We start from the raw sequence: 25220 nt of genomic DNA on the forward strand, positions 1-25220 counted from the left end.
TTTAGTTTAAAGAATGGAAATCCTCCGGACTGTCAATAAAATCCAACCTGGTTCCAGAAGGAGTTTTTAAAATTAAGGAACCGCTTTCGCTAAGCCCTTCCAAGACCCCGGTCTGCAATTGTCCATTTTCTTTATAACGAACGGATTGCCCTTTCCAAAGAAGTAATTCGTTTAACAAAATTAGTTCCTTTTTTCTTCCTTCTGGATCTTTCCAAAGAAGAATTGATTCGTTTAAAAAGGGAATAAGCTTTTCCAAGATTTCATTTTTTTTACCAGCACGATTGGGATTCGTATTTAAAAAACCTGCATCGGTAAGATGAGTCGGAATCGATTCGTTTTTCCCATATAGGTTCAGTCCGACTCCAATGATTAAAGTCATAAAAGAACCTTCGATTTCAGACTCTATTAGAATTCCTGCAACCTTTTTGTTACCTCTATATAAATCGTTAGGCCATTTGATTTTAATATCCCGAGTTAGTTCGGGATATATAGAAAGGATCGTTTTACAAACAGCAGTTCCTATAAAAAGAGAAAGGCCCGGTCCCGCGTCAAAATTCTCCAAACCGATTTTTCCCGAAAAGATCAAAAACTCTTCACCAAAAACTTCCCAGGTTCGATCCTTTCTTCCTCTTCCAGCGGTTTGTTCTTCCGCTACAATCCAAGTTCCATGAGGAAATTCCTTACCTTTAATAATGGTGTTTGTAGAAGTTACGGAATCCATAAAGATTCCCTTTTCAGGTTGAAGTAATACATTCTGCATGGCCAATACCTTTGTAGTAGCTTTGGATTGCGCAAGTAGAAAATCACTCTCATCTAAATCATTGTCTACGAAATGATAATTAACGTGAATTTAGAGTAAGAAAATCTGGGCGAATAAAAAACTCAATACAACGACTCTCCGAATACCAATCATAAGAAGGCATTCGGAGAGTTTCATACCGACTTGTTTCAATTTTAAAACAAAAATTTTTTAAACACAAGCACCGGAAATGAAATGTATTTCTAAAAAATCAAAGTAAACTTTTAACGAGTTGTTTCGATGAACCAAAAGCTTTTTATAAATAAAGAATTCCTATTGAATCAAAAATGACAATCAATTGATTAAAATTTCATTTATTTTCACTCATAAGTAACAGAGTTGTTGAAAAATTTCATAGTGACGATCAATAAAACTGCTTCAATCAACCGTTTCCATAAAACAGAAACTAAGTGGGAATTCATTTTTCAACAACTCTAATATTGGTGTCATGAGTTCGGTTTATATAAAGAATTCATTTCATACATTTATTTTTTCTAAAAATCTTAAAAGAAATCTATAATCATTTTAGCAAATTCATTATAAAACGTGGTAGTTCCCACATTATAGAAATCGATCTGTAAAATTCAAATCCAACTTTTTTCAGAAAACTGAATTGTGGATTTCTTACGCTGAACTCTATTATTTAAAGTTTTAAATCTTAATTGAAAAATATCGTTTCACCACGCGTGCATTCGGAACAAGGCGGCCACATATGCCCAAAATACTTCTGGAGTACTAACCTCAACATCGTCGAGGTGGAAGTTGATACCAAGTACAAGCTCGCTCTGCTTCGTGGCTAAAAAAGCACCTACAAGGTGTTGCTCCTCGTCGCTATTGTTTTAAAATATTTAATTCTTTCAAAATAACGACGAAGAGAAATTCATTTATTAGAATATTCTAAAAAATGAATTAACCTTTATATCTTTCGATCAACATGGAACCTGCAATTCCACCGTGAGCACAAGCGGTGATCATTACCTTATTGGCGGAAGAATCTTCCTTTAAATCCATAATCGCGTTTGCAATCAAACGGATTCCAGTTGCTCCGAACGGATGTCCAATCGCAATAGAACCGCCATTCGGATTGATCTTCTTAGCATCAAAAGATTTTTCCCAATCCCAACCGGTATCCATTTTAATTTGTTCAAGCGCGCCTACTGCGGTTGCGGCAAAAGCCTCATGAATTTCAACGTAGTCAACGTCTTGGATCTTGATCCCAACTTCGTCTAACAAAGCTTTGGTGGCAGCAGCCTGTCCAATGCCCATGTTATTCGGATGAACTCCTTTCATATACCAACCAGAAACAACCGCCTCAATCGTAAGACCAAGTTCTTTTGCTTTTTCAACCGTGGTAACGATCACACCCGCGGCTCCATCAGAACGAGGACTTGCATTAAAAATGGAAACCGTAGGACCATGAGATTTTTTAAGATCCTTAGAATATTTGGTTTTAAATTCTTCGAATTTCATACCTGGGTTATCGAACATAAGCATCGCTCTTCCCATACGAGTCGGGTTTTCCACCAAACCTTCGCGTAGACCAACCGCCTCGTCGATCGTAAGTTCATTTCCTTCGTCGTCTTTCATAGGAATGATGTAAGGCGAATATTTACCTGCTTTAGAAGCTTCTAATGCTCTTTTAAAGGATTCAAACGCAAGTTTATCTTGGATCTCACGGGAAAGACCATAATTTTGAGCAACAATTTCTGCAGTCACTTGCATACCGTAAGAAGTTTCTCCGTCTCCAAGTCCGTCTTCCAACGTATCTCTCAATTCAACTCCCTCGGGAAGATTATCCGGAAGAAGTTTTTTTAACTTATCCAGAGACCCCGCCTTTTTGTTCAAACGAGCGTTTTTAACAACAAAAGGCATAGAAGTCTGAGATTCCTCTCCGATCGCAAGGAACACCTCTCCTTCACCTAACACGATTCTACGAGCCGCTTCCGCAACCGCTTCCATACCAGAAACACAATTGTTTGCAACGGTGATACAAGCAATTTCATCCCTCATTCCGACCAGGTTTGCGATCACTCTTGCGGAGTTAGGCGCGTTGCTAAATCCTTCTCCAACTACAACCCCGTCGATTTGAGACGGCTTTAGTTTGCTTTTAGCGAGAATATCTTCTGCGACTATTTTTCCCAGGTGATGTCCGGGATAAGGTCCGAGAGCTTTCGCGATCTGAGCAAAAGGAGTTCTTCTTGGTGTACAAATTGCCAAAGGTTTTGTTAATTTCATTTTTTTTCTCCAACTTCAAATTCTTAATTATAATTCATTTTTTAGAATATTCAAAATTCTCTACATAATCTCCTACCAGTTTTTGAAACTCATCAGGAGCTTTTTTAGGCCGAGACTTGGTAAGAGAAACCACCAACTGTTCGTCCTGCACCGTAAAGTATCTTAAACCAGTTTCAATATCCGTAACCTCGTGTCTCATATAACTTCGAATTTTTTCAAATGAATGAATCCAAGTACTTACTTTGATTTTTCTTCCCGCAGGAACCGGATGAAAAAATCGGAATACACCACCCATAAAAAATAGAGTTGTATCCATTTCTACAAAACGATCTAAAGTCAAACCGGTTTCTGTAGAAAAAAACCATCTGGAATCTTCAACGATTCTCCAAAGATAAGCTGGATTGTATTCTCCAAATATGTTTCTCTCACTGTAAAGAGTTATCATTGCAGTATCCACAGTTTTACAAGTTCCTTTAAAATCAGGGATCTGTGGAAATTGATCAAAACCGTTCATCTCGGTTTTTTCCAAAGGAAGAAGATCAATCGGGCTTCCTACTTTTTCTGAAAAGGTAAGAGTTTTAATCTCCGCCGCAACAGTTCCAACATCCGACAAAATTTTCTGATCCCAAAAAATCTTACCATCTTTTAAAGGAAAAGCTTTCGTTTCCGTTTTTAAACTGACTCCTTCCATCTGCTGAGCCTGGAATCGAATCTGAGATTCCAAAGGATGAATCTTTATCCCTTGAGATAGAATCTCCCGAATCGAAAAACCATTCTTTTCGAGAGTTCGAAACCTACCTTCGAGACAAAAATTTTCATACGTTCTACTGGTAACGTGTCTCTGAGTATCCAGATCGGAAATCCGAGTCACGAGTTGGATTTCATCCGCAATCATACCGGCCTCCGTATTCTTTAGGAGATTCTGACCCTATTTCGCGACCCGTAGGGAGCGAAATGGAGCGAAATCGCTTTCCCTTACGTGTGCCTTTTGGGAGATTCTGGCCCTAGTTTAGACGAAGCCAAATTTAGATCAAACAAAAAAAACAGAACGTTCGTTCTGTTTTTTTACACCCACCATTCAAAGTCATTGACAGAAGATTTTTCCGATAGAAAAATGAACCTTAAGAAATCGGTTACGCTCCACTATGAAAACTCAGCCGCGTAAAAAAAAAGAATCCGGAACGGGAGTTCGGGAAAGAATTTTAGATACTGCTACTTCTCTTTTTTACAAACAAGGTTTTTCCAATACAGGCATGAGGCAAATCATTCAGGAATCCAATTCCGTTGCCGCAAGTCTTTATGATCACTATCCTTCCAAAAAAGAATTGGGGCTTGCGTATCTCGCGCGCCAGGAAGAAAAAACCCTCAGCGATCTACAAGATCTGATGGATCGTTATCCGGATCTTGGGGAATTTTTAAGAGCCTGGGTAATTCTGAAAGAAAAACAAATTCGTCACGGCGAATTTGTGGGTTGTCCTTTTGCTGGTTTTGCAAGCCAAGTTATGGATTCTGATCCTGAATATACTGAATTTTTAAAAGATATTGTGAACAAATGGATTCGTATGATCAGCGATTATTTGCAAAAGGCAATTGGATCTGGACAACTCAAAAGAAACATGGACATCCAATATGTGGCCAGAAGAATTTTAATGGCCTATCACGGTTCCATTACGATGTGGAGAATGACTCAAGAACTTCGTTTTATACGCGAAATGGACGACGCGCTTCGTGAGATCGTGGAAGAATATAGAATTCTTTAATATCCCTTAAATAAATTTTGTAAAAACTTTCCTATTCAAGTTTTATAAATAGAAAAATCTTTATCTATACTAATGATTCGTCCAATTCCTTTCTTTCTGCAATACACATTAATGAGACATCGATCGATTGGAATATTTTTTCATTCGATTTTTTATATATCGTATATGTCTTCTAAACTAAAATCTTTTGTAAAAAAGAACACTCGAGTTATCACTAACTTCAAAAGAAAATAACGTTTTAAAATCAATTCCATCAAAGAATTAGAAATTTTTAATAGTCTTTTTAAAAGTTTGGACAGAATCGGTTTGTGGAAGAATTCATTTTTATCGGATCAAAAGATCAAAATTGTTCTTAGTTTCAAAGCAAACATTTCTGGAATTAAAATCGGTAAGATTCGCCCTAAAATGTATTCTCATTTTTTAATTCGTTTTTTAGGTAACCGATTTAAAATAAAAACGAATTCTTCATTATGAAAAACAAGATTTTACTCTCGATTATTGTACTATGTTTTGGATTCATTGCTTGTTTAAAGGCAAATGGAGACTCCAATAAAACGAACTCTAAAGGAGGAATGATGAATTACGAAGTCAATAAATCTGATGAAGATTGGAAAAAAGAACTCACCCCGGAACAATATAAAATTTTAAGACAAAAGGGAACCGAAATGGCTTTTACCGGGGCCCTGTATAAAAATCAAGATAAAGGCACGTATATTTGTGCGGCCTGCGGCGCCGTTTTATTTTCTTCTGACACTAAGTATGAATCTGGCTCCGGCTGGCCTTCTTTTTATCAGCCTGTTAAAGAAGCCGCAGTCGACAAACAAAAAGATAGCAGCCATGGAATGGAGAGAACAGAAATTCTTTGTTCTAAATGTGGGGGGCATTTAGGTCACGTATTCAACGATGGACCAAGACCTACTGGATTGCGTTATTGTATCAATTCCGCTTCTTTAAAGTTTCAAAAAGAATAAAATCAATTATAACTTTTCCGAGAAAGTTTAGATTTCTCGGAAAAGTTTCTACTTTCTTTTTTTGATTTTCAAGTTGTGGTGATAGGGAAAATCATACCTAAATCCGGATGAGCAACTTCATGAACGATCACCTCGCCTATGTTTCCGACAACCGCTCCGTTCGTAATCCAATTCTTCAATTTTTAGCAGAGAAATGGTATACGGTTCTTTATTTTTGGCACTCAATCATTGGAATTTTCTTTCGATTAGAAGATTTTCCAGAAGGTGATAAACGTCCTGTCGTTTTGGTCCCCGGATTTTTAGGCAGATCTCTTTCTTGGAAGTCGATGTATAAACACCTTTCCGCAAATGGACATCCTGTTTATACGGTTCCTCTCGGATTTCAAGTGGGCAACATACGTAAAAAAAGCAAACTTTTAGAAACGTTTTTAATCGAAAAGAATATCCAAAATTGTTATATTGTCGGCCACTCAACCGGAGGTTTGATCGCAGCGGGTCTTACTTACAAAGGAAGAGATAGAATTAAGAAACTTTTTATTACAGGAACTCCTGTAAAAGGAACTTATCTGGCTTATTTTACTCCCATATTTATTTCTAGCTGGCAGTCTATGCCTGGTTCTAAATTTATCCAAGAAATCGGCGAAGTATTTGAAAAGCTGCCTAACGTTCAATCCGTTTTTACAAAAAAAGATCAGTTTATCCTCCCTTCCGAAAATTCTCGTTTAGGTCATTTCGACGACGTAGAACTTCCAGAAGCAGGACATTTCAATCTTTTTATGGGTCCGTTAGGTATCGAATGTCTTTTCGATTTGATCACAGCAGAAGAAAACAAAGATCCGAAACCAATCATTAGAAAAGTAGAATCTTCTAAAATAGACCAAAAAACAGCCGAATCATACATTACTAATTCCAAATCTAATATAGTCGCAAAAAAAACAAATTCTAAAACTACTCATTCAAAAAAGTCAGCAAAAGCAAAACAAATTTCCAAGAAAAAGTCGGCCCCCGCAAAGAAAAAAAAATAAAAAATAACATTCTTATTTTAGAATATAAAAAAATTCAAATATAACCTTTTATAATTTTGAAGATAATTGCCCATTTTCAAAGTAAAAAACAAATCAATAAACATTAGAGTTGTTGAAAAATTCCATAGTCCAGATTAACAAAACTGCTTCAATCGACTGTTTCCATAAAACAGAAGTAGATGGAGATTCATTTTTCAACAACTCTATTTTTAGAAACTCATTTTGGCGCCTCCTTTCGATCTACGATCAAAAGGACCGCGCTCTGCCGCGACTACACTTCGTTCCGGTCACGTTTTCAATAAAACGTGACCGCGTTCCGCGTCGCTTAGATCGCTGGCGCTTGTAAATTAACTTAGAGCTTGTCGAGCGCTCACAGAAGTGAGGCACTAAGTTTCCTAAAATGTGGGAACTACTACGAAAATTTAACGACATTAGATCTGCTCAAAAGTTCGCAAATTGCTAAATGCGACTTAATTTGTAAGAACTACTATACTTTATTAAAAATTTCTAAAAAATGATCGTGTAAAATTCTTTGAGGTTTTGGTACAAGCTCTTAATTTTATAACATGAGTTCTAACATCTTCCGAATATAGTTGTAGTTACGACCCAGGATTCAACGATAACATTCTAATGATTTGTAAGAGTTACTACATTTTAGGAATTGATCCATAAAATCCAAATCCAACTTTTTTCAGAAAAATAAATTCCTTACATCGAACCCAAGTTATTTAACTCGAAAAGTTAAAAAATTTTTTCCAAACTTTCTAGTTTCAAAACCGGGCCAACCTGGATTTACAGGAGATTGAATAAAAACTGCTACGGTAGTTTCTTCACTTAACAAAAAATCAGAAATGGTCCGAATTTTTTCTGCCTTCTTATCCCAAAAAGAATAAGGAGGATCTAAAAAAAAGATTCTAGAAATTTCGGGAATATCGAGTTTATCATAAAAACGGAATACATCCTTTCTATAAACTTGACAGTTATCTCCAAATTTAGAGAAAAGCTTTCTAAGGTTGTCTGATCTTTCCCAAGCCAATTCATACAAAACGACTCTTGCAAATCCTCGACTTACCGCTTCCAGGCCCATCTGCCCCGAACCGGCAAAAAAATCCACAAACACGGATTCTTCCTGTATCAATCTACCCTTTAATACCAGAGAACCGATCATATCAAAAACAGATTTTTTTAATATTGCAGGAGTAAAGTTAGTGTTTCCGGCGACCGAAGGAGGGGTTTCGATCGATTTGCCTTTGAACTTTCCGGTTTGTACTTTGAGTATCTTCAAGTCTGTGATTCCATTTTTTTTTCGATACTGAGTTCTAAAATTTTAATCTTCTTTATAAGTTTTTGGATAGATCCAAATTCTTTGAGTTTAGCAAGAATTTGTTTTGCTTCGGAAAAATTTCCGGCTTCGTACAAAATACACGCGTAAGTATACAACCCTTCCGTATAACGGACAGAAGACGATCCTTTTTCGGCAAATACTTTTCCCCAATGAATTCCGGATGATTCATCCCCCAATACCAGACAGCGTTCCAAAAACAAAAACACGGAATTGTAAAAAATCCCAGGATGTGATTCCTTCTTCTCATAAATACTTCTCAGAGTTTTATCAATTTCTTCCGGATCTTTTTCGGAAGCGGTATATAAAGGTAGAATTTTATAATCTACTTCTTCCCTGCGCAGCGCGGCCCGGGAAACCTTTACTAAAGTATCATAATTTCCTTTTTTGTAAAAATCATATACATCGCTGAAGTCGGTAGAAAAAACCCTTTGAGAAAAAAATAAGAAGGGTACAAATACGAACCCAAAAAGCCGGTTTTTTACAAATCGCCAAACCGGCTGGGTATTTTTCAAAGTTCGATCACTGTAGAGGAGCCACACATAGGACAAATTGGCCCTTCAGGTCCATAATCTTCCGCTTCATAAGCGTCCTCTTCCCAACGATGATCACAATCCTCACAGGCAAACGTTAACACCTCTTCGCCGGTAACATCTTCATCGTAATCAGTCTCAACTTCAAAATCTTCGTCAAAATCGTAATTGTAAGGCATAGAAATCCACAGAATCAGGAGAGCCCTCTATGTCAAGTTTTAGGGAATTAAAAAATACGTGAACCCAGAATGGGCCTGTAAAAAATCGACGAAGTATGTTATATCAATCCGGTCTGAAAAGTTATAAAAAGAAAACCAGTTACAAACCTTATATCTTTATCGTTCTTTTACTGATCTTAGGCGGAACTGGATTTTTTTTTCGCCAAGGTATTAAGAATCTATTTGCGGGTGATAGAAAAATTCTTCTCGAAAAAGAAAGAAAAAACATCCAACAGCAAATTCGTTCTGGAGCTTTGGAAGAAGGTTCTGTAAAAAATTTTCTAAACGCCGCCAAAGACTACATTCACGCCAATTCTTCGGACGAATTAGGATATTTTTATATCGCATTAGGAAATTATAATTCGTTTTTACTCAATGGATTTTCATTCGATTCCGGAACTCTAATAAAACTCGCCTACTCCGGGTTTAACGACTTTCTTAAAGAAGATGGATCGTATCTTCCCATTTTAGAAGAGATGTATCGTAATGCACTTCGTGCAAAAGCGATCGATCCTTCTATGAGCGAAAATCCAGATAACGAAGTGATGATTGCATTTGGAGAGACGGTCAAACAACATCTTTCTAGAAAATCTCTCACACAACTTTTAAATTCTATTCCATACGATAAAATCAGTCCCGAATTCAAAACTGCCTATATTTGGATTTCTATTTTAGGAGCATCCCTTTCGGGAGATACCGATTTTTTAAAACGAAATTTAGCAAGTACAGAATCCAGCCAATCCATTCTTCTGACAGAAAGAGAAGCAAATTTTTTAACAGGACTTTCCGAATTCCGCGCAGGCCAATATGTGTCTTCGCTCAATTTGATCCGTAAGGTCAGAAACGAAAACGAAGACTTCATTACAACCGGATCCTGGATTTTAGAAGCAAAAATTTTTAGACTTCAAAATTTACATCCTAAATCGATTACGATTTTAGAAGAGTTATATCCAAAATCAGAAGATAGAAGAGGAGAGATCGTAAAACTGGCAAAAGAAATTATAGAAGAAAAACCTACCCTCAAAACAAAACTCAACCTAGAATTGCCTGCTACCGATCAGTAAAGGATTCCTAAAAATTTTGATCGAATGTTAAACGAAGTGAAATTTTTTTATCTTAAAAAAATCTTAAAAAAATTTTTCCGAATCGTTTCCGCGTTTTTACTTTTTCACTGCGGACTTAAACCTGTTCCTCCTCCAGCAGGTAAATTTTGCGATGTTTGGCACAAACCAATAGAATGTGTGGAATTAGATTTCAGAAATGGGATTGGGAATATAGACCAAAGAATTTTTCCGATGCGTATGAAAAGTGTAGTTCTATATAACATAGAAATTGAAAACCGACAAAATGTTTTCGTAGAAGTACTTCACGAACATAGAGTGAGAATTATTTTTCCCGGGAAAGAACCTAGACTTTATTTAAAGATCAAAGACAAACAAGATCGTGTAAAAAGATGGGAAAAAGCAAAGGAAGAGTGGGACGAATTTTTTAAATAGAACAATACATTTTAAATAAACTAGAATATTTATAATACCTAAATATTAAAAACCCATCATACAAGTAACATATTTTTTAAAACGTAAATTCATTCTAAGAATTTATATAGATAAAAACAATTCTTAATATCTACCAATGCTTAAGTAATTTTAAATTTTATAAAATTTTTTAATAAATAGAAATTTGATCCAAAGTTCATGGTGCTCTATTTTATTATAGGATCAGTAATTATCGTTATTTGATAAAAAATTTATTTGATAGAGTTTCTCAAAATGTAAATTTATAAAAATTTCTGATCCCATTCGTTAAGTAGAAAAATTATTTACCGATTAAAATAAATCCGTATAATCCAAGCGATGGTAATACAAAAAATTTCCAAAACTACCAAACCTAATTATTTGGTCTCCATCGTAGAAGATAACCCGCATACCGCGCTCAATCTTCAAGAACTTCTTTCTAAGTCTAAAGAATTTAGATTTTTAGAACACTATCCAAATTCTCACAAAGCGATCGAACAAATCCCTCTGAATACACCAGATATAGTAATTTTAGATATAGGACTTCCGGAAAAAAGCGGATTGGAATGTCTGAAAGAACTCAAAGAAAAAACACCTAACACTAAATATGTGATATTCACAGTTTTTGAAGACGAAGAGAAAATTGTAGAAGCGATCCAAGCAGGTGCATCCGGTTATCTTTTAAAGGATACTTCTCCAGAATTGTTTTTAGCGGAACTCAAAGTAATCGTATTAGGCGGGGCTCCTCTTACTCCTAGAATCGCGGATAAGATCATTCGAGAGTTCACCAAAAAAGAAGAATCTAAAAACCAACCGGTCCAAAATACTTTGGGGCTTACAAAAAGAAAACTTGAAATTCTTAATTTTATCGCGCTTGGAATGACCGTTTCTGACATCGCCGACGAACTTGATATATCCAGCCATACCGTCAGCAGACATATTGAAAAAATTTATAAAAAAATGGAAGTCCACTCCAAATCAGAGGCAATCATACGCGGAAGAAGAATGGGAATCATCCAAGACATTCCCGGATACCCTTAATGTTGCGTACAGGCGCATTCGTACTTTTTAATTTTATTATATTAATTTTATTTTTTACCAATTGCTCCTTTCCTCCAACTTTTCAAAAAACCCCAACTGCGGAGAAAGGTGTAATCGACCTTCAAAAATTCAATTTGGAAAAAGACACCACCCAACTCAATGGTAATTGGGAATTTCATTGGAAAGAACTGACGCACGGAAATTTTACGAACTACAAAACTACTTCTTACTTTCTGGTTCCAGGAATTTGGAAAGATTATAATCCGAACTTTACTCCGGAAGGTTACGCGACTTATCGCCTGCACGTGTTATGCGAATGTATAGATAAAAATTTTAAAGTCAGAATTCCTAGACTTCCGGGTGTTTATGAAGTTTACTTTGACGATCAAAAAGTATATTCAAACGGTTTTGTGGGAACAAATTCTATAGAAACCCTATTTTTAGCTCATCCTTTAATTACAAATGTTTCCGTTCCCTCTGGAGATTTTTATATCACAGTAAATATTTCTACCTTCAAAGGTAATTATCTTAAAGGAGGAATTAGAAAACCTTTTTTAATTGGCAACGGCCACACAATCGATTTGGATCAAAAAAAAGAAGAATGGAGAGAAATCGTTCTTATAGTTGTTATTTTTTCTTTCGGAATCTATCATATTATATTCTTTTTTTCTTATAAACAAGATTCAATTCCTCTATACTTTGCTATATTTTGCTTTTTAGTTTCTGGATATTCGTTTATTACTTCGGAATTTCAATTTACGGCTCTTCCCAGCCTTTCATTAGATTTGAGGTTACGGATCAAATTTTTTTGCGAAACTGCGTTTTTTCCTACTTCTTTTTGGATGTTACAAAAAATGTTTCCGGTACAATTTAATCGAAAATGGATCCAAATTTCTATTGGAACCGGCACTATTTTCTTTTTAGGAATTTTTACATTCAACGAACGTAATATAGTCAATTTTTATTCTTGGTTTATGTATTTCCCCCCATTTTATGTTTTGGTTTTAATTTTAGGCACGGCGACTACCACCTTTAAAGCCAAGGAACTTCTTACAGGTTTTGTGTTTGCATTTACTATGATGAACGACGGGATCTACGGTTTGTATGAAATTTACACCTTATACCCTTACAGTTTTCCTCTGGGGCTTGTAGCCTTTGTCGCATTAAATTCTTACATTATTTCTTCTAGATTTACGGAAGATTTAGAAAAAACAAAAAAATTTGCACAACTACAACTCAAATATAACGAACAACTAAAATTACAAGCCCAAGAAAGAGAGAGAATCGCTTCCGATATTCACGATTCAATTGGCTCTGAGTTGACTGCGATTCTTTTTGAATTGGAATCCAAAGATAAAAACGATTCTACATTGAAAAAACTCAAAGCGGAAGTGAGTCATCTTATTTCGAACGTAAGAGACATCGTTTTTCTTATGCATCATCAGGGAAATAATAAAGAACTCGTGGAAGACGTTATGTGTAGATACGCGGAAAGAATCGGTGGCACTGGAATTATAAACGTCAAAACAAAAATAGAAGAAGTTTCGGATTTGATCCATCTGGATCAATGCCTACACGTTCAAAAAATCTTTCTGGAAGTTATGTCCAATATACTCAGACATTCCGAAGCTAAAAATATTAGAATTTTATGGAATAAAGAAAATAAAAATTTGGTTTTGAAAGTGTTGGACGATGGAAAAAAATTTGAAATCAATCCGGAAGAACCTTTGGGAATCGGAATGAGTAGTATTCAAATGAGATCCGAAAAATTAGGAGCGAGTTATTTTTTTAATTCTACGAATTCTGAAAATTTATTCCAATTAAATATTCCAATTTATTAATATTATTTAAACATATAAAAAATCTTTATAAAATCCAAAAACAATCATCTTCCAATCAATTTTTTGCATAAACCTCCGTTTTGAGAAAATCACAGAAATAAAAAATATTTTATAGAAATCCCGGATTAAAATCAGGATCAAACTCTTTCAAAGTAATAGTTCCTACATTTTCAAATGATTCGCTAAAAGTTTCCTGTTAGTTTTTAGTACTTTATAAAATCAGAATATTTTGCAAACTTAACTATAGAAGAAGCCACGGGACCTTAGAACCTTTGCTTTATTTAACGTGAGAAAGCATTTATCATATGTTCGGCAAATGCCTCTTTATGGATCGGCATTCAGAAAGTGATACGCTCTAGTTAACGTGACCGAGTTTTTTTGATTCGGCAAAATTCTCTTACGTCGAATTCACATTATTTGCTACTCAGACGTACAAAGGTAGTATTAAAGTTTTATATCGATTTTACCAAATACGTGCGTTTCAAAAAATTGAATTCAATTATGATTTGTTAGTTTTTGAAGTAGATCTCACATTTTAAGTTTTGAAATAAATTCATCATAAGTATTATTTTTATTTATCCTAGTATAATGATTAATTTTGCAAAGATACAGAAAGTTTTCAAAAAGTTGCATATAGTCCGAGCCTTTTGTTTTTTGAAAGAATTCTCTCACAAATTATATCCAATTTCAGATTGATTTTATTTTTCGATAATATTTCAAGTTTCCACACTTTGAACTTTTAGAGTTTTAAAAAACCTTTATAAGGAAATTTTCAAACAACCGTAATTAGAGATTGATTTGTTTGGATTTTAGAAAGATCTTTTTTTATCATTTACTGATGTCTGCATAATCGATTGCTTGAATTTGTAGACAAACAACGATTTAAGAACTAAATTTTTGATAGCCCATTATACAATTCTCAATAGAGTGATTTGGTTTAAGAAAATTGAAAAAAATACAATCTACAAAAGATAACACTTTTTTTAGATTATAGAATAGATATGATTTTTTTGAAACTGTGGGAACTACCGCAAATTAAGTTTTATCAATAAAATCTTAGGTCGTAACTACAGTTCGGGGCTTTTTAACTGTGGGAACTCTCACTAAAAAAATCCGTCATAAAGGGCTTTCTTAAAAAACTTATAAGAGACGTAATTTAACGTGAGTTCGGCATAACAAATGCGAAAGCGATTATTATGCTGCGATCCATAGTGAGCAGCATTGAGTTTGAAAAATTCCGAAGGAATTGGAGCGAAAAGCGCGGTCGTGAGCCATTTTAACTATGAAATTTGCGAGCGATTCGCCCCAATTTTCTTACGTCGAACTCACGTTAATTTAACGTGTGTTTGGCGTAAATAGTTCATTTTTCTGAAAAAAGCTGGGATCCGAACTTTACTGATCGATTCCTAAAATGTGGGAACTCATACTTTTAGAAAATCTGTTCTCGTTTTCCTACGTCGAATTCACGTTAATCGAAGGGAATTTTTCTGAAGAGACGGAAGGTTTCAATCTTAGCGAAATTTTGAACTCAAAATTATCGAATGATGAAGAAGAAACGTTATTTGAAGTACAATTTAAAAATGCGTGTGAATTAATAACTCAAATCCTGAAACAAGTTGCAAACTCAGAGGAATTTCAAAAGATTCCGAAAATTAGACCGATCGTTTTCAGATTATCCATTGAAAGCCAATCCAATCGAGTTTTGGGAAAAATTCATCCAGACGGAACTTTTGAAGATCCGCCTGCAAAGAAATGATTTATTACGAAATTCTAAAAACGTTCCTTCAATGAATGTGCGTTAGGTGATATTTTTTGTTTTCGACAGAAGCTCATTTTCCTGTCTCAAGAAAATATACCTGAAAATTGTAATGTATTATCAAAGATTCTTTACAACACGATACAACCATTCGGAAAAATAATATGTCCCGATTTGATCCTCTCCAATTTCGTGATCCCAAAAGACTAAGAAAGGTTCTACAAATCGCGTATCGATACAATATAGATTACCGCTGCCATCATTCATGATTGGAATAAGATATTTTGGGAGTTTGGGCTTCATTTCAACACGCTCGCTTTCCGTTACACTTATAAGGTCCAAATAGGGTGGCACGTCTGAACCGAGACCGTACAACTCCAAATGCTGTACCCACCCCAACCGAACGTCTGTAAGAAATTCCGATAATCTCCTTTGATAATGATCTCTAGTTTTTCTTCCGCAAATTTTATAGTTTCGTCCGTCGCTCCCTTACCAAATGTCTTTACTTCAAAACTTGTTAAAAGATGGAACAATTGATCGAATGTTATAGCATTATTCATACAATATTTAGATATTAATTTCGAACTTGTTTGGACTTATTTATTTTCTATATATTATAAAAATATAATTCCAAAAATCAAACCTATGCTTTGACTTCATCCGAAATCAATTTCGTTTTTCCTCTACGAACGAACAAAGATAAAAATTAAAATCGGATGCAATTTTTTTAATATTTTTATGGGATGCACAAATCGTAAGTTTCCTTTTCAGGGAATCGTCTATTAACAAAACTGTGCTTAAAAAGTAGATTTTCTTTTAGCCCTTAAAAGAAGTCCTTTTTTTCTTTGTAGAAAGTTTTCAATCGTTCCGTCGGAGTTTTTTGATCTCGGTTGCGTTCCATGACGAGAATCGTTTCCCCTTCTTTTACAAGACGCAGATAGTCACTGAGGTTCTCTTTGAGAACTTTGGTTCCTACCGTTTTCACTTTCATAATAAAATAAGGTAAGTCCAAAAAAAGTTGAGTCAACTATTTTCACCACAAAGTCAACGAGTCCGCATCATAGGAAAGATAAAGTTAATTCCAAAAATCAAACCCTGTGCTTTGACTTCATCCGGAACCTTTCCAAAATTTTGTCCTCGTATAGAATCGATACACGCCTGACTCACCACGTCCTGCCCTTGACTAGAAACAAGTCTGGTGTCTAAAACCTGGCCACCTTCGTTCAACATAAAAAGTACTTTTACTTGTCCCGGAAGAATTCCTTCTCGAACTACAGTCCCAGCCATATCTCTATACGCGTAGTTACCTCCTCCGGGAGGAGCAAAACTACCTTCGATCTGTTTTAACATCCGTTTAAAATATTCGTAACCAGCCAGTTTTTTTCTAGGAATCGAAAGAGCCTGATTCCCATCCCAACGAAACAGAAAATCCTGTTCAAACCGATAATTAAATGGAATCTTAGTTGTCTTTCCATAAACTTGAGTATTTTGTTTCGTATTATCCGTGTTAGTTGTTTGAACCGGATCGATTTTATAAATTCCTACTTCAAAAACTTTCTCGTCGTTTTTTTCTTTGGTTTCTTGTTTTTGAGTTTCGGAAGGTCTTCTTGCAAGACTTCCCATAATAAATTCCCGAAAAGGACTAGCGGAATGAAATCCTTCCTTCTTAGTAATTCCACCAGCACCAGCGGCGTCTACGTTGGAAAGCGCCTTGTATTCGTCCTTGACATTTTTATCTACAAAGTCTTGTTCCAAAAGAACCTCGTAGATCTTTTCTTTTTCCTCGTTGTTTTCCATTTTTACCATGGGTTCACTTCCGAGAATTTTCCATAACATGTTGCGTGTAAGTAAATGAGCAGTAAAAAAAGACGCAATCGCAAGAACTAGAAAGGAAGCATAGATCAATCTCTGATCGTCTTCTGGAATTCCTGAATATTCAGAATAAAGTCGGGTCTTGTCCATGATGATGTACGGAAAAATCTTCCAGTCTCTTCAATTGACGATATGCTTTTTCGGTCGCAACTCTACCTGCAGGAGTTCGATTGATGAGTCCGATCCGAACCATAAAAGATTCGTAAGTGTCCTCAATTGTTTTTTCTTCCTCACCTACCACAACCGCAATTGCTTTAAGTCCTACTGGACCACCTTTATAACGATCAATCATACAACCTAGAATCTGTCTATCCATACCATCCAGACCCAGATCGTCAATCCCCATCTTTTCAAAAGCCTTTAGACAAAGATCCTTTTTTACAGAAAGATTTCCTTCTACTTCGCTGAAATCCCGGATTCTTTTTAAAAGATGATTTGCAATTCTAGGAGTTTTACGGGAACGTTTTCCAATTTCCAAAGCAGCATCGTCTTCGATCAAAACCCCAAGAATTTTAGAAGAACGTAAAACGATTTGTTTCATTTCTTCGTCGTTGTAATAATCCAGTCTAAGTTGAATTCCGAAACGACTTTTAAGCGGTTCGCTGATCAAACCGCTCCTGGTAGTAGCTCCTACCAAAGTAAAAGGTTTGAGAGGAATCTGAACCATTTGAGCAGTCACACCTTCTCCGATGACCAGATCGATCATATAATTTTCCATTGCAGGATAGAGAATCTCTTCCAGTTTTTTAGGAAGAGTATGAATTTCGTCTATGAATAAAATTTCATCTTCTCCCATACTCGTAAGAAGACGAGCAAGGTCTGCTCCTTTGGTAATTACGGGAGCAGAAGTAATTGTAAGCCTTGTTCCAAGTTCGTTGGAAATAATTCCTGCAAGTGTAGTTTTACCAAGACCAGGAGGACCGGAAATTAAAACGTGATCCAGTGCACGTTTGCGATTTTTAGCGGCTTGGACGTAAACAGTAAGATTATCTAGGACTTCTTTTTGACCTATAAATTCGGAAAGAAGAGAAGGACGTAAACCCGACTCTTCTTCAAATTCTTCTTCAGGATTCAGAGTATGGGATTTTGCCAATCAGTTCGGTCTTTCCTTAAGTTGGATAGAGATTCTGGAAACATTTCCCTGACGTACAACTGTAACCGTAATACGATCTCCTACTTTACTTTTTTTGACTGTACTGACTACTTCTTCCGGGGAATTGATTTTAGTTCCAGAAATTTCAGTGATCACGTCCATCAATTGAATCCCGGCACGATCTGCAGGAGAATCATTCATGATCTGAACTACAACCGCACCCCCAGAAAGATTTAGCTTCTTTGCATCATCTTCGTGAAGATAATCTACTCCGACGCCAAGCCAAGCCTGTGCCGGACGTTTTACTTTGCCGGTGGTTTTTAATTCTTCCATGATCGCCTTAGCCTCGTTAATCGGAATCGCAAATCCGATTCCAACCGAACCACCACTTTGAGAAGCAATCATACGATTGATACCGATCACACGACCATTGATGTCTAAAAGAGGACCTCCGGAATTTCCTTGATTGATAGAAGCATCCGTTTGAAGATAATGAACCCCGCTGTTGTCAATTCCGGTTCTACCGACCGCACTCACAATCCCTGCGGTTAGAGATTGTTCATAACCAAGAGGAGCGCCGATCGCAATCGCCCAGTCGCCCACCTTTACAGCAGAAGAATCACCTAGTTCAATCGGAACGATTTCTCCTTCCGGTTTGATTTTTAAAAGAGCCAAATCGATAACAGGATCGGAACCTATAAGTTCCGCAGTAAACGTCTTACCAGTTTTTAAACGAACGGTGAGTTTATCCATAGAACGAACCACGTGTTCGTTCGTTAAAATATATCCTTGAGTATTGAGAATGATTCCAGAACCGAGACCGGTTTGTTTTTGTTTCATCACCCTACCGCCGCCGCCTTGACTTCTACCAAAAAATTGATCAAAGAAAGGATCTCCAAAAGGTCCTCCTGGATGAACTGGGACGTTTTGAATTTTTTCCGTAGCAATAGAAACGACACTGGGAGAAGCGGTTTGATACACTTCTTCAAAGGCTTGTTGAATCGTGATCGCCTGACGAGTTGCAGGACTCGGTTCCTTATCACCTTTGGCACTTAGAAAGAGAGGACTATTCTGACCGGTTCCACAAAACATAACAGGAGATAAAAAAGCTCCAAGTAGAAGAGAAATGCTTACGATTGCAACATACTTCAGTTTTTCCGTATTTTTCATTGAATTCGATCCCTCTGAAAATAAATATCCGCTTGGGTACTAAAAGGATCGACTCGCTTCCGTGACTGTCAAGTTAGATTTAGAAGCGAGTCTTTCCCAGAGTACACATTCGGTTCAAAGAATTAATAAGACGAAATAGAGAAGAATTCTTTCGTCTTTAACCGTTAGACCGCGAGCTTAAAAAAGAGTTTCCGTTTTCCTAGTATAAAAAACGAGAGAATTATAAAGAAGAACCGTGATGAACTTTCATTTTGACTTTCGGGTCCCTATGTTTTTTCATCTGGTTTTTTGCATTGATATATTTACGGATCGCCGCCTCCCCCCTTTGAAGGGTATAATAATCCAACTTTTCCACTGGGACTATATCTTCGTCTGGAGTTACTTGCAAAATTGCTAAATCGATTTTTTTATCCTGACCAATTATAATTGCTTCGTAAAATTTACCGGATTTAGATTTTACGAGAAGATGATCGTAAGTTCCGATCACGTGAGAGTTCGTGAGAATATAACCCTGTTGATTGAGAACAATTCCATAACCTAAAATCACAAAAGTTTTTTCCAGGAAATGCCCGCCTTTAGAAGATAACGCTTTAGACCTCATAATTTTTTCGATAACAATCGAAACCGAACTCGCGGAAGAAGTAGGATAAACTTCTTCGAAAATATGATGTACTCTAATTTTATCCTTAGATTGATAAATAGAAGGATCAATTGAATCTTCCTGTTTGGTTTCTGTTTCGGCAATTTTTATTTGTTGAATTTGAGAAGAACAATTAAAAGAAAAAAATCCTAAATAAAAAATTACTCCGAAACGTTTCAGAATTGAAAAATATAAGTTCATAAAGGAATTTTCATTGGATTCTTAATTTCTAAAAGAATCCATGTAGATATAAGAATGGTTTTATACGAATCCATCTTTGTCAAGAATTGAATCGGAACCGTTAAAATGAAGAATAAAAAACCAATCTTTGTAGTTTTTGAAGGAATCGATGGAAGTGGCAAATCTACACTTTGCAAATCGTTAACCAAAAAACTCATAGAACTTGGAATTCCTTCCGTAACTTTTACCGAACCTACAAATCTGGAAACGGGAAAGTATCTTAGAAAATTTCTCAGAGGAGAAATCGAACTTGGAAAAGAAGAACAAATCCAAGCCTTTTTAAACGATAGGGAAGAATCTTTAAAACAAAATATTCTTCCCGCTTTGAACTCAGACAAGAACGTTTTACTTGATCGTTATATGTATTCCACAGCCGCCTACCAAAGCGGAGATGACTTGTCTCCAGAGATAATTCTAAAAAAAAATCTAAATCGAAATTTTAAAATTCCTGATCTTCTATTTTATTTAGACTTAAGTCCTACAATCGCTCTCGAAAGATTAAATCGAAGAAAGGAAGATAAAGAAAGATTTGAAACGTTAACTCAGCTTGAAAAAATTCATTCGGCTTACGAAAAAATTCTCCCCAAAGATACAATTCAAATCGACGGCAATAAAGAGCCAAACCAAATCGTTTCAGAATGTCTGGAAATTTTTCTTAAAAAGATCAAAAAAAACTCATAGAATCTTTATATACAATAAATATTTTATATTCTAAAATTTTAAAACAAAGTTCGATCTTTTTTTTGAGTAAGATGAGGCACACCATTAATCGAAATAGGGAGATATTTCCCTTTCACTTTTTGAAACGTGCTAACGGAAGTATTCCAAATCCAAGGCATCCAGGAAAAGGCGTCTTCGTTCTGACGTAGTATACGATTTAGAACCAGGGAAATCGGAGTTCCAGAAGTAAATATAAAATTTCGTTCCTGTTCCCCGGAAAAGAACCAAACATTATAAGAATTAAATATTCTAGTTTCAAAGTTTTCGTATGTTTCTATATCCTCAGAGGTTATCGCCTCCTCCTTCCAAAATTTAAGAATTTCTTCCGTCAATTTGTAGAACAAAGCCTTTGATCGGGTTCCTCCTCTAACCTTAACCTTATAGAATTGTGAAAGAATTCTAGCAAACTCGGGTCTATCCGACGCGAGTAATTTGGCCAAAGAACTCCAAAGTTCGGGTGAAAATTCGTTCCAACCGGAGTCTCTACAAACGAAAGAATCTATTTTGTATTTTTCCAGATCTCCTACTTCAGAAACCACACCTTTCATAAACCAGTCCGCGGTTTCCAAATGCCTTCTTAAAGTTCCGGTAATAATTCGATCCGGAAGCTCTCCGTTATGTGCCATGTATTTTCCAAGCGCAAACGATTGATCTTTTCCAAGCGGAGTTAGAAGGTCGTAGTTTTCGCCCTGGGAATTTGCCTGACCGTGACGGATCAGATGAACAATAGACATGACGACTAACTTTCCGTACTAAATCTAGGATTCGTAATTTCCACTTTTTCCATAACGGTTTTTTTTACGTGGTCCCAATAGGCAGAATCCTCCAGTGAAAGTTTCTCTTTACGGATTTTATCCCTGAGTTCTACGTTCCAAGCATAAGCCAATTTTTTCTTTTCGCCCAAGGTAGACGGTAAAGTAAAATCCTTATTTAAAAGTTTTGTTAGACGGTCCAGTTCTCGGTCCAATAATTCTTCTCCAAAACGGATTTCTCTAGATACAACTCCTAGCATATTCCAACTTACTAATGTTTTATAAGAAAGAAGATCCTTGTCTTTAAACTGAGGAAGTATTTCTTTCATTAGAAAATCTTGAATTGATTCTATTAAGTCGATAGACGTAGGTTTATCCTGCATTTTCTATGATCCTCATTGCTTCATATTCCATCTCGCAAGCCCTTCTTCCGATCGCCGCAAGTTCTATTCCTTTATCTTTACCGGAAAGATGTCTTTCCGCTTGTCCTATACATCCAATCGCCCATCTAAGATTTCCCATCACTTCCCAATAAGTGATCATAGACGGATCCAATTTTATGCCCGAAACTTTTTCATAGGTTTCATAAAACTCATTTCGATCCGCAAAACCTCCTGCTTCTTTATTCAACTTTCCAAATCTCCAATCTCTCATACAAAGCCAGGTCAGATCTTCGTGACGGTCTCCCCAATGCGCAAACTCCCAATCTACTATTCCTTGTAGTCCGTCCGGAGTTACCATAAAGTTGCCGGTTCTAAAATCACCATGTATTAATACGACATCGTCGGAAGGTTTTGATTTTTTCTCCAACCAGTTCAAAATCATTTCCATAGCAGGATAAACTTCCGACATTTTTTCCAATTCCAAACGTAGAGAACGGATTGAACCGTTTGCCACTATTTTATCGTTCGGGTCATGGCCCATCCAAAGTGTTTCACATAACGTTTCATTTTTACAATCCTTCGGTTTTAAAGAATGAATTTTTGCAAGATTTTCGGCCAGATCAATCGTAAGTTTTTTTCTCATATTGTTCAAAGAAGGATCTTTAACTACGTATCTTCCGGTCGCCTTTCCGGAAATTTTCTGCATAAAATAAAAAGGACTTCCGGTAATTTTTCGATCGGCTTCGAGCCAGAAAGGCCTTGGAGTATTTACTCCCGAATTGTAGGCGAGTTCACAAACTCCAAATTCGTTTTCCCGACTTAAAGAAGCCAAAAGAGACGCTCCCTTATCCGTTCTAAACACGGTATCGTAAGAACCTTTTTCAGGTCCTTCCAGTACTTGAACCTGGGCGGAAAAATTTTCTTGGCAGGCTCCGCCGCTTAGAGAAACCATAGAATGAATCTCGGTTTTACCTTTTAATCTTTCGGAAAGATAGTTTTCCAGAGTCTTTTTTAGTTCTGAATCGTTCATAACATTCTCAAATTATAATATTAAAAATCGCTTTTACCACTAATCAGATTTCTTCCGATCACCATTTTATGAACCTCGCTAGGTCCGTCTGCGATTCTCGCAGCTCTTGCATCTCTATAAAATAGCTCCAATTTCATGTCTCTTCCATAACCGTGAGAACCACAAATCTGAATCGCACGATCGATCACCTTACAAAGAGTTTCCGAAACTTGCCATTTTGCCATAGATATGATTTGCCTCGCATCCTCTCCCACTTTTAAAGTATGGGCCGCTTTTAAAGTGAGCATATAACCTGATTCAATCTCAACAGCGGATTCGGCAAACATCCATTGGATTCCCTGATGATCAGCAATCCTTTGACCAAAAACTTCTCTCTTGAGGGCGTATTTCCTAGCTATCTCCATAGATCTTCTTGCAAGACCAATCCATCGCATACAATGTGTTAGGCGAGCAGGTCCTAGACGTTCTTGAGACCATTTAAATCCTTCGCCTACTTTTCCCAAAATGGAAGATTCAGGAACTAAAACGTTTTCAAACTTTAATTCGCAGTGACCGCCAGGACCATGAGAACCCATCACTCCGATTTCTCTCACCATCGTATAACCGGGAGTATCTGTAGGTACCAGAAATAGAGTGGTTCTTCGAAAAGAATCTGAAACCTTAGACATCACAATCAGAAAATCAGCGCCGTTTGCACCGGTGCAAAACCATTTATGTCCGTTGATAACATATTCACTTCCTTGTTTAACTGCATTGGTAGTTAAAGTTTGAGGATCAGCTCCCGCACCAGGGGGAGGTTCCGTCATGGCAAAAGCAGAACGAATCTTTCCTTGAACGAGAGGATAATAAAATTTTTCTTTTTGTTCTTTGTTCGCGGCAATGTGAAGAAGATGCATATTTCCTTCGTCGGGAGCATCACAATTACAAAGATAAGGAGCAATCGGAGAACGACCCAATTCAGAAAAGATGATCGCGGTTCCGACCATATCTAGACCAAGACCTCCTTCCGATTTTGGAAGATGAGGAGTCCAAAGCCCTAGATCCTTCACTTTTTTTCTAAGTTCTTCCGTGACCTTTTCGGGCATCCTACCGTGATCGTAATCATAGTGAACTTCAGCAGGAATCGCAAAATTATCAACAAAATCCCGGACTTTTTTTTTGATCTCTTCAACTTCCTGAGGAATTGTAAAATCCATACTTACTCCTTCTACCGAAAGTGATCACTTAACGGAGAATTATATTTTTAGAATGCGTTCGAAAACTTAATTTTAAACGTTCCAAAAGGTCAAGCCAGAAGAATAAAAATATTTTCTAAATATACGCGATCAATACTAAATATTTGGACCAGATAACAGCTGAAGAGCATGTTCGTTTTCAAAGAACAATCAATTCTATTTGGTATGGCGCTTTGTGTTCCTACTCAATCGAATGAATTTACTTTCCCTAAATTGAGTTGGTATTTCATCCAAATACTTTTTGTAATCAGAAATTCTTCTAAGATTCCAATAGAGTTGTTGAAAAATGAATTTTTCATCAGTTTCTTTTATGGAAAAAGTCGATTCAAGCAACTTTGTTAATCTTGAACTATGGAATCTTTCAACAACTCTAATAAAAATAAACCTATCGATGATTTTATAATCAAAAATATAAAAACAGACTCAATCTATTTTTTCAGAATATTCAATTATACTGATTTATTATTTTTTTTCGCAAAACAAAAAATTCTCATCAACATAAATAAAAACGTTTTTAAAAATGAAAAACAAATGATCGAATTAAGAGCTTGTTCCAAAACCTCCTATTGAAGCAATTTGTTGATCGTCACTATGGATTTTTTCAAAAACTCTAATGTTTAAAATCGCCAAACAACTGTTTTACGCTCAAACTGGATTTAAAATCTTTATTTTCAGATCTTATAGAATTTACAACTTTTCATGCGAACCCAACTACTTGACCTTTTTTGAGAATAACTAAAAAACAAAAGTTCGAATACTCATAGATCCCAGAAGTTAAATAATTTTCAAAAGAATCACAACAATTCAATCCAACTCAAAATGTTTGCGCGCGCGTTTTAAATTGCGAAAACGCACGCAAGACGCAACTGAAAACATTTCAGCTCCAAGCTGTAGCTAAGTCCAAAAATTCTTCTAAAGAAGAGGATTGAATTCTGATTTCCAGTTCCCATTTTTTTGCATAGAGCATGCGTCCTACGTCGAAAATATCCATTTCAATGGTATCGGCCAGTTCCGAAAGTTCTTCAACATTCATAGTATGAAATGTGTCGT

The 25220-nt window shown here is 36.2% G+C and carries 25 protein-coding genes and 3 pseudogenes; 10 read left to right on the plus strand and 18 right to left on the minus strand.

What is annotated here, in order from left to right:
- Position 1: 1 nt before the first annotated feature.
- From LEP1GSC059_RS13505 to LEP1GSC059_RS13515, 3 genes are all read right to left on the minus strand, one after another.
- Entirely contained in the window at positions 2-760 is a 759-nt protein-coding gene (locus LEP1GSC059_RS13505; RefSeq protein ID WP_017213651.1) for a biotin--[acetyl-CoA-carboxylase] ligase, read from the minus strand.
- Positions 761-1708: 948 nt separating this feature from the next.
- A complete protein-coding gene (locus LEP1GSC059_RS13510; RefSeq protein ID WP_002176266.1) occupies positions 1709-3034 on the minus strand; it encodes a thiolase family protein in 1326 nt (441 codons plus the stop codon).
- A 34-nt stretch (positions 3035-3068) separates the two neighbouring features.
- Positions 3069-3929, minus strand: a complete 861-nt coding sequence (locus LEP1GSC059_RS13515; RefSeq protein WP_017213652.1) for an acyl-CoA thioesterase — start codon at positions 3927-3929, stop codon at positions 3069-3071.
- A 69-nt stretch (positions 3930-3998) separates the two neighbouring features.
- On the opposite strand from LEP1GSC059_RS13515, the gene LEP1GSC059_RS22145 reads away from it, so the two are divergent.
- Complete coding sequence (locus tag LEP1GSC059_RS22145) at positions 3999-4199, plus strand: hypothetical protein (protein ID WP_061231646.1); 201 nt, start codon at positions 3999-4001, stop codon at positions 4197-4199.
- A complete protein-coding gene (locus tag LEP1GSC059_RS13520; protein WP_002176319.1) occupies positions 4180-4794 on the plus strand; it encodes a TetR/AcrR family transcriptional regulator in 615 nt (204 codons plus the stop codon). The genes LEP1GSC059_RS22145 and LEP1GSC059_RS13520 overlap by 20 nt, the downstream gene beginning before the upstream one ends.
- A gap of 35 nt (positions 4795-4829) precedes the next feature.
- Here LEP1GSC059_RS13520 and LEP1GSC059_RS24295 read toward each other — a convergent pair.
- Positions 4830-4965: pseudogene (locus LEP1GSC059_RS24295) on the minus strand (toxin-antitoxin system, toxin component, PIN family protein); the annotation flags it as partial.
- A 404-nt stretch (positions 4966-5369) separates the two neighbouring features.
- Between LEP1GSC059_RS24295 and msrB the strand changes: the two are divergent.
- Together msrB and LEP1GSC059_RS13535 are read left to right on the plus strand one after the other, a co-directional pair.
- Positions 5370-5765 carry a peptide-methionine (R)-S-oxide reductase MsrB gene (gene msrB / locus LEP1GSC059_RS13530; protein WP_201028176.1) on the plus strand — a complete coding sequence of 132 codons (396 nt, stop codon included), beginning with the start codon at positions 5370-5372 and terminating at the stop codon, positions 5763-5765.
- 119 nt (positions 5766-5884) lie between these two features.
- Positions 5885-6790 carry an esterase/lipase family protein gene (locus LEP1GSC059_RS13535; protein ID WP_020980904.1) on the plus strand — a complete coding sequence of 302 codons (906 nt, stop codon included), beginning with the start codon at positions 5885-5887 and terminating at the stop codon, positions 6788-6790.
- A gap of 724 nt (positions 6791-7514) precedes the next feature.
- Here the strand turns inward: LEP1GSC059_RS13535 and LEP1GSC059_RS13540 are convergent.
- Genes LEP1GSC059_RS13540 through LEP1GSC059_RS13550 form a run of 3 tightly spaced genes read right to left on the minus strand, consistent with a single transcriptional unit; the run spans position 7515 to position 8844 of the window.
- On the minus strand, positions 7515-8075 hold the full coding sequence (locus tag LEP1GSC059_RS13540) for an RsmD family RNA methyltransferase (RefSeq protein WP_020980933.1): 561 nt from the start codon (positions 8073-8075) through the stop codon (positions 7515-7517).
- Positions 8072-8647 carry a hypothetical protein gene (locus LEP1GSC059_RS13545; protein ID WP_020980938.1) on the minus strand — a complete coding sequence of 192 codons (576 nt, stop codon included), beginning with the start codon at positions 8645-8647 and terminating at the stop codon, positions 8072-8074. The genes LEP1GSC059_RS13540 and LEP1GSC059_RS13545 overlap by 4 nt, the downstream gene beginning before the upstream one ends.
- A complete protein-coding gene (locus tag LEP1GSC059_RS13550; protein ID WP_002176321.1) occupies positions 8644-8844 on the minus strand; it encodes a hypothetical protein in 201 nt (66 codons plus the stop codon). Before LEP1GSC059_RS13550 ends, LEP1GSC059_RS13545 begins: the two co-directional genes overlap by 4 nt.
- 95 nt (positions 8845-8939) lie before the next feature.
- Between LEP1GSC059_RS13550 and LEP1GSC059_RS13555 the strand changes: the two genes are divergently transcribed.
- The 5 genes and pseudogenes from LEP1GSC059_RS13555 to LEP1GSC059_RS23430 form a co-directional block, all read left to right on the plus strand.
- Positions 8940-9947: a hypothetical protein gene (locus tag LEP1GSC059_RS13555; RefSeq protein ID WP_020980932.1), complete on the plus strand. Its 1008-nt coding sequence runs from the start codon at positions 8940-8942 to the stop codon at positions 9945-9947.
- Positions 9948-9971: 24 nt separating this feature from the next.
- Positions 9972-10379: an LIC12806 family lipoprotein gene (locus LEP1GSC059_RS13560; RefSeq protein ID WP_017213659.1), complete on the plus strand. Its 408-nt coding sequence runs from the start codon at positions 9972-9974 to the stop codon at positions 10377-10379.
- A 357-nt stretch (positions 10380-10736) separates the two neighbouring features.
- A complete protein-coding gene (locus tag LEP1GSC059_RS13565) occupies positions 10737-11438 on the plus strand; it encodes a response regulator (protein WP_002176201.1) in 702 nt (233 codons plus the stop codon).
- Positions 11438-13279 carry a sensor histidine kinase gene (locus tag LEP1GSC059_RS13570; RefSeq protein WP_020980942.1) on the plus strand — a complete coding sequence of 614 codons (1842 nt, stop codon included), beginning with the start codon at positions 11438-11440 and terminating at the stop codon, positions 13277-13279. Before LEP1GSC059_RS13565 ends, LEP1GSC059_RS13570 begins: the two co-directional genes overlap by 1 nt.
- A 1474-nt stretch (positions 13280-14753) precedes the next feature.
- Positions 14754-15035: pseudogene (locus tag LEP1GSC059_RS23430) on the plus strand (hypothetical protein); the annotation flags it as partial.
- A 120-nt stretch (positions 15036-15155) separates the two neighbouring features.
- Here LEP1GSC059_RS23430 and LEP1GSC059_RS24300 read toward each other — a convergent pair.
- The 7 genes and pseudogenes from LEP1GSC059_RS24300 to LEP1GSC059_RS13610 all read right to left on the minus strand — a co-directional run bounded on the left by LEP1GSC059_RS24300 (position 15156) and on the right by LEP1GSC059_RS13610 (position 20011).
- Positions 15156-15434, minus strand: coding sequence for an SMI1/KNR4 family protein (locus LEP1GSC059_RS24300; protein ID WP_337587750.1), 279 nt, complete (start codon positions 15432-15434; stop codon positions 15156-15158).
- On the minus strand, positions 15365-15595 hold the full coding sequence (locus tag LEP1GSC059_RS24305; RefSeq protein ID WP_017213662.1) for an SMI1/KNR4 family protein: 231 nt from the start codon (positions 15593-15595) through the stop codon (positions 15365-15367). Before LEP1GSC059_RS24305 ends, LEP1GSC059_RS24300 begins: the two co-directional genes overlap by 70 nt.
- Before the next feature lie 243 nt (positions 15596-15838).
- Positions 15839-16026, minus strand: a pseudogene (locus LEP1GSC059_RS13590) (antitoxin PHD); the annotation flags it as partial.
- Positions 16027-16079: 53 nt separating this feature from the next.
- On the minus strand, positions 16080-16997 hold the full coding sequence (locus LEP1GSC059_RS13595) for an energy transducer TonB (RefSeq protein WP_004431023.1): 918 nt from the start codon (positions 16995-16997) through the stop codon (positions 16080-16082).
- On the minus strand, positions 16972-18000 hold the full coding sequence (gene ruvB / locus LEP1GSC059_RS13600) for a Holliday junction branch migration DNA helicase RuvB (protein ID WP_002155317.1): 1029 nt from the start codon (positions 17998-18000) through the stop codon (positions 16972-16974). The genes LEP1GSC059_RS13595 and ruvB overlap by 26 nt, the downstream gene beginning before the upstream one ends.
- On the minus strand, positions 18001-19170 hold the full coding sequence (locus LEP1GSC059_RS13605; RefSeq protein ID WP_002176267.1) for a S1C family serine protease: 1170 nt from the start codon (positions 19168-19170) through the stop codon (positions 18001-18003).
- A 220-nt stretch (positions 19171-19390) separates the two neighbouring features.
- Positions 19391-20011, minus strand: coding sequence for a trypsin-like peptidase domain-containing protein (locus tag LEP1GSC059_RS13610; protein WP_002176317.1), 621 nt, complete (start codon positions 20009-20011; stop codon positions 19391-19393).
- Between the two features lie 105 nt (positions 20012-20116).
- Here LEP1GSC059_RS13610 and tmk point away from each other — a divergent pair, with 105 nt between their 5' ends.
- Positions 20117-20731 (plus strand): dTMP kinase, encoded by a 615-nt coding sequence (gene tmk, locus LEP1GSC059_RS13615; RefSeq protein WP_020980902.1) that lies wholly within the window; start codon positions 20117-20119, stop codon positions 20729-20731.
- A gap of 38 nt (positions 20732-20769) precedes the next feature.
- On the opposite strand, the gene LEP1GSC059_RS13620 is transcribed toward tmk, so the two are convergent.
- The 4 genes from LEP1GSC059_RS13620 to LEP1GSC059_RS13635 are packed head-to-tail and all read right to left on the minus strand — an operon-like array spanning position 20770 to position 24131.
- Complete coding sequence (locus LEP1GSC059_RS13620; RefSeq protein WP_020980925.1) at positions 20770-21504, minus strand: histidine phosphatase family protein; 735 nt, start codon at positions 21502-21504, stop codon at positions 20770-20772.
- A 5-nt stretch (positions 21505-21509) separates the two neighbouring features.
- A complete protein-coding gene (locus tag LEP1GSC059_RS13625; protein ID WP_020980943.1) occupies positions 21510-21905 on the minus strand; it encodes a DUF6285 domain-containing protein in 396 nt (131 codons plus the stop codon).
- Positions 21895-22935, minus strand: a complete 1041-nt coding sequence (locus tag LEP1GSC059_RS13630) for a phosphotransferase family protein (protein ID WP_004440047.1) — start codon at positions 22933-22935, stop codon at positions 21895-21897. Before LEP1GSC059_RS13630 ends, LEP1GSC059_RS13625 begins: the two co-directional genes overlap by 11 nt.
- A gap of 20 nt (positions 22936-22955) precedes the next feature.
- Positions 22956-24131: an acyl-CoA dehydrogenase family protein gene (locus LEP1GSC059_RS13635; RefSeq protein ID WP_017213665.1), complete on the minus strand. Its 1176-nt coding sequence runs from the start codon at positions 24129-24131 to the stop codon at positions 22956-22958.
- Between the last annotated feature and the right edge of the window lie 1089 nt (positions 24132-25220).

This window comes from Leptospira noguchii serovar Panama str. CZ214 (genome assembly GCF_000306255.2).
In the GTDB taxonomy this organism is placed as follows: Bacteria; Spirochaetota; Leptospiria; order Leptospirales; family Leptospiraceae; genus Leptospira; species Leptospira noguchii.

Bases quoted from the DNA above. Each gene is read 5' to 3' on its own strand.
- LEP1GSC059_RS13505 (WP_017213651.1), bottom strand. From the start codon at position 760: ATGCAGAATGTATTACTTCAACCTGAAAAGGGAATCTTTATGGATTCC.
- LEP1GSC059_RS13510 (WP_002176266.1), bottom strand. From the start codon at position 3,034: ATGAAATTAACAAAACCTTTGGCAATTTGTACACCAAGAAGAACTCCT.
- LEP1GSC059_RS13515 (WP_017213652.1), bottom strand. From the start codon at position 3,929: ATGATTGCGGATGAAATCCAACTCGTGACTCGGATTTCCGATCTGGAT.
- LEP1GSC059_RS13520 (WP_002176319.1), top strand. From the start codon at position 4,180: ATGAAAACTCAGCCGCGTAAAAAAAAAGAATCCGGAACGGGAGTTCGG.
- msrB (WP_201028176.1), top strand. From the start codon at position 5,370: ATGAATTACGAAGTCAATAAATCTGATGAAGATTGGAAAAAAGAACTC.
- LEP1GSC059_RS13535 (WP_020980904.1), top strand. From the start codon at position 5,885: ATGAACGATCACCTCGCCTATGTTTCCGACAACCGCTCCGTTCGTAAT.
- LEP1GSC059_RS13550 (WP_002176321.1), bottom strand. From the start codon at position 8,844: ATGCCTTACAATTACGATTTTGACGAAGATTTTGAAGTTGAGACTGAT.
- LEP1GSC059_RS13555 (WP_020980932.1), top strand. From the start codon at position 8,940: ATGTTATATCAATCCGGTCTGAAAAGTTATAAAAAGAAAACCAGTTAC.
- LEP1GSC059_RS13560 (WP_017213659.1), top strand. From the start codon at position 9,972: ATGTTAAACGAAGTGAAATTTTTTTATCTTAAAAAAATCTTAAAAAAA.
- LEP1GSC059_RS13565 (WP_002176201.1), top strand. From the start codon at position 10,737: ATGGTAATACAAAAAATTTCCAAAACTACCAAACCTAATTATTTGGTC.
- LEP1GSC059_RS13570 (WP_020980942.1), top strand. From the start codon at position 11,438: ATGTTGCGTACAGGCGCATTCGTACTTTTTAATTTTATTATATTAATT.
- LEP1GSC059_RS24305 (WP_017213662.1), bottom strand. From the start codon at position 15,595: ATGAATAATGCTATAACATTCGATCAATTGTTCCATCTTTTAACAAGT.
- LEP1GSC059_RS13595 (WP_004431023.1), bottom strand. From the start codon at position 16,997: ATGGACAAGACCCGACTTTATTCTGAATATTCAGGAATTCCAGAAGAC.
- LEP1GSC059_RS13605 (WP_002176267.1), bottom strand. From the start codon at position 19,170: ATGAAAAATACGGAAAAACTGAAGTATGTTGCAATCGTAAGCATTTCT.
- LEP1GSC059_RS13610 (WP_002176317.1), bottom strand. From the start codon at position 20,011: ATGAACTTATATTTTTCAATTCTGAAACGTTTCGGAGTAATTTTTTAT.
- tmk (WP_020980902.1), top strand. From the start codon at position 20,117: ATGAAGAATAAAAAACCAATCTTTGTAGTTTTTGAAGGAATCGATGGA.
- LEP1GSC059_RS13620 (WP_020980925.1), bottom strand. From the start codon at position 21,504: ATGTCTATTGTTCATCTGATCCGTCACGGTCAGGCAAATTCCCAGGGC.
- LEP1GSC059_RS13625 (WP_020980943.1), bottom strand. From the start codon at position 21,905: ATGCAGGATAAACCTACGTCTATCGACTTAATAGAATCAATTCAAGAT.
- LEP1GSC059_RS13630 (WP_004440047.1), bottom strand. From the start codon at position 22,935: ATGAACGATTCAGAACTAAAAAAGACTCTGGAAAACTATCTTTCCGAA.
- LEP1GSC059_RS13635 (WP_017213665.1), bottom strand. From the start codon at position 24,131: ATGGATTTTACAATTCCTCAGGAAGTTGAAGAGATCAAAAAAAAAGTC.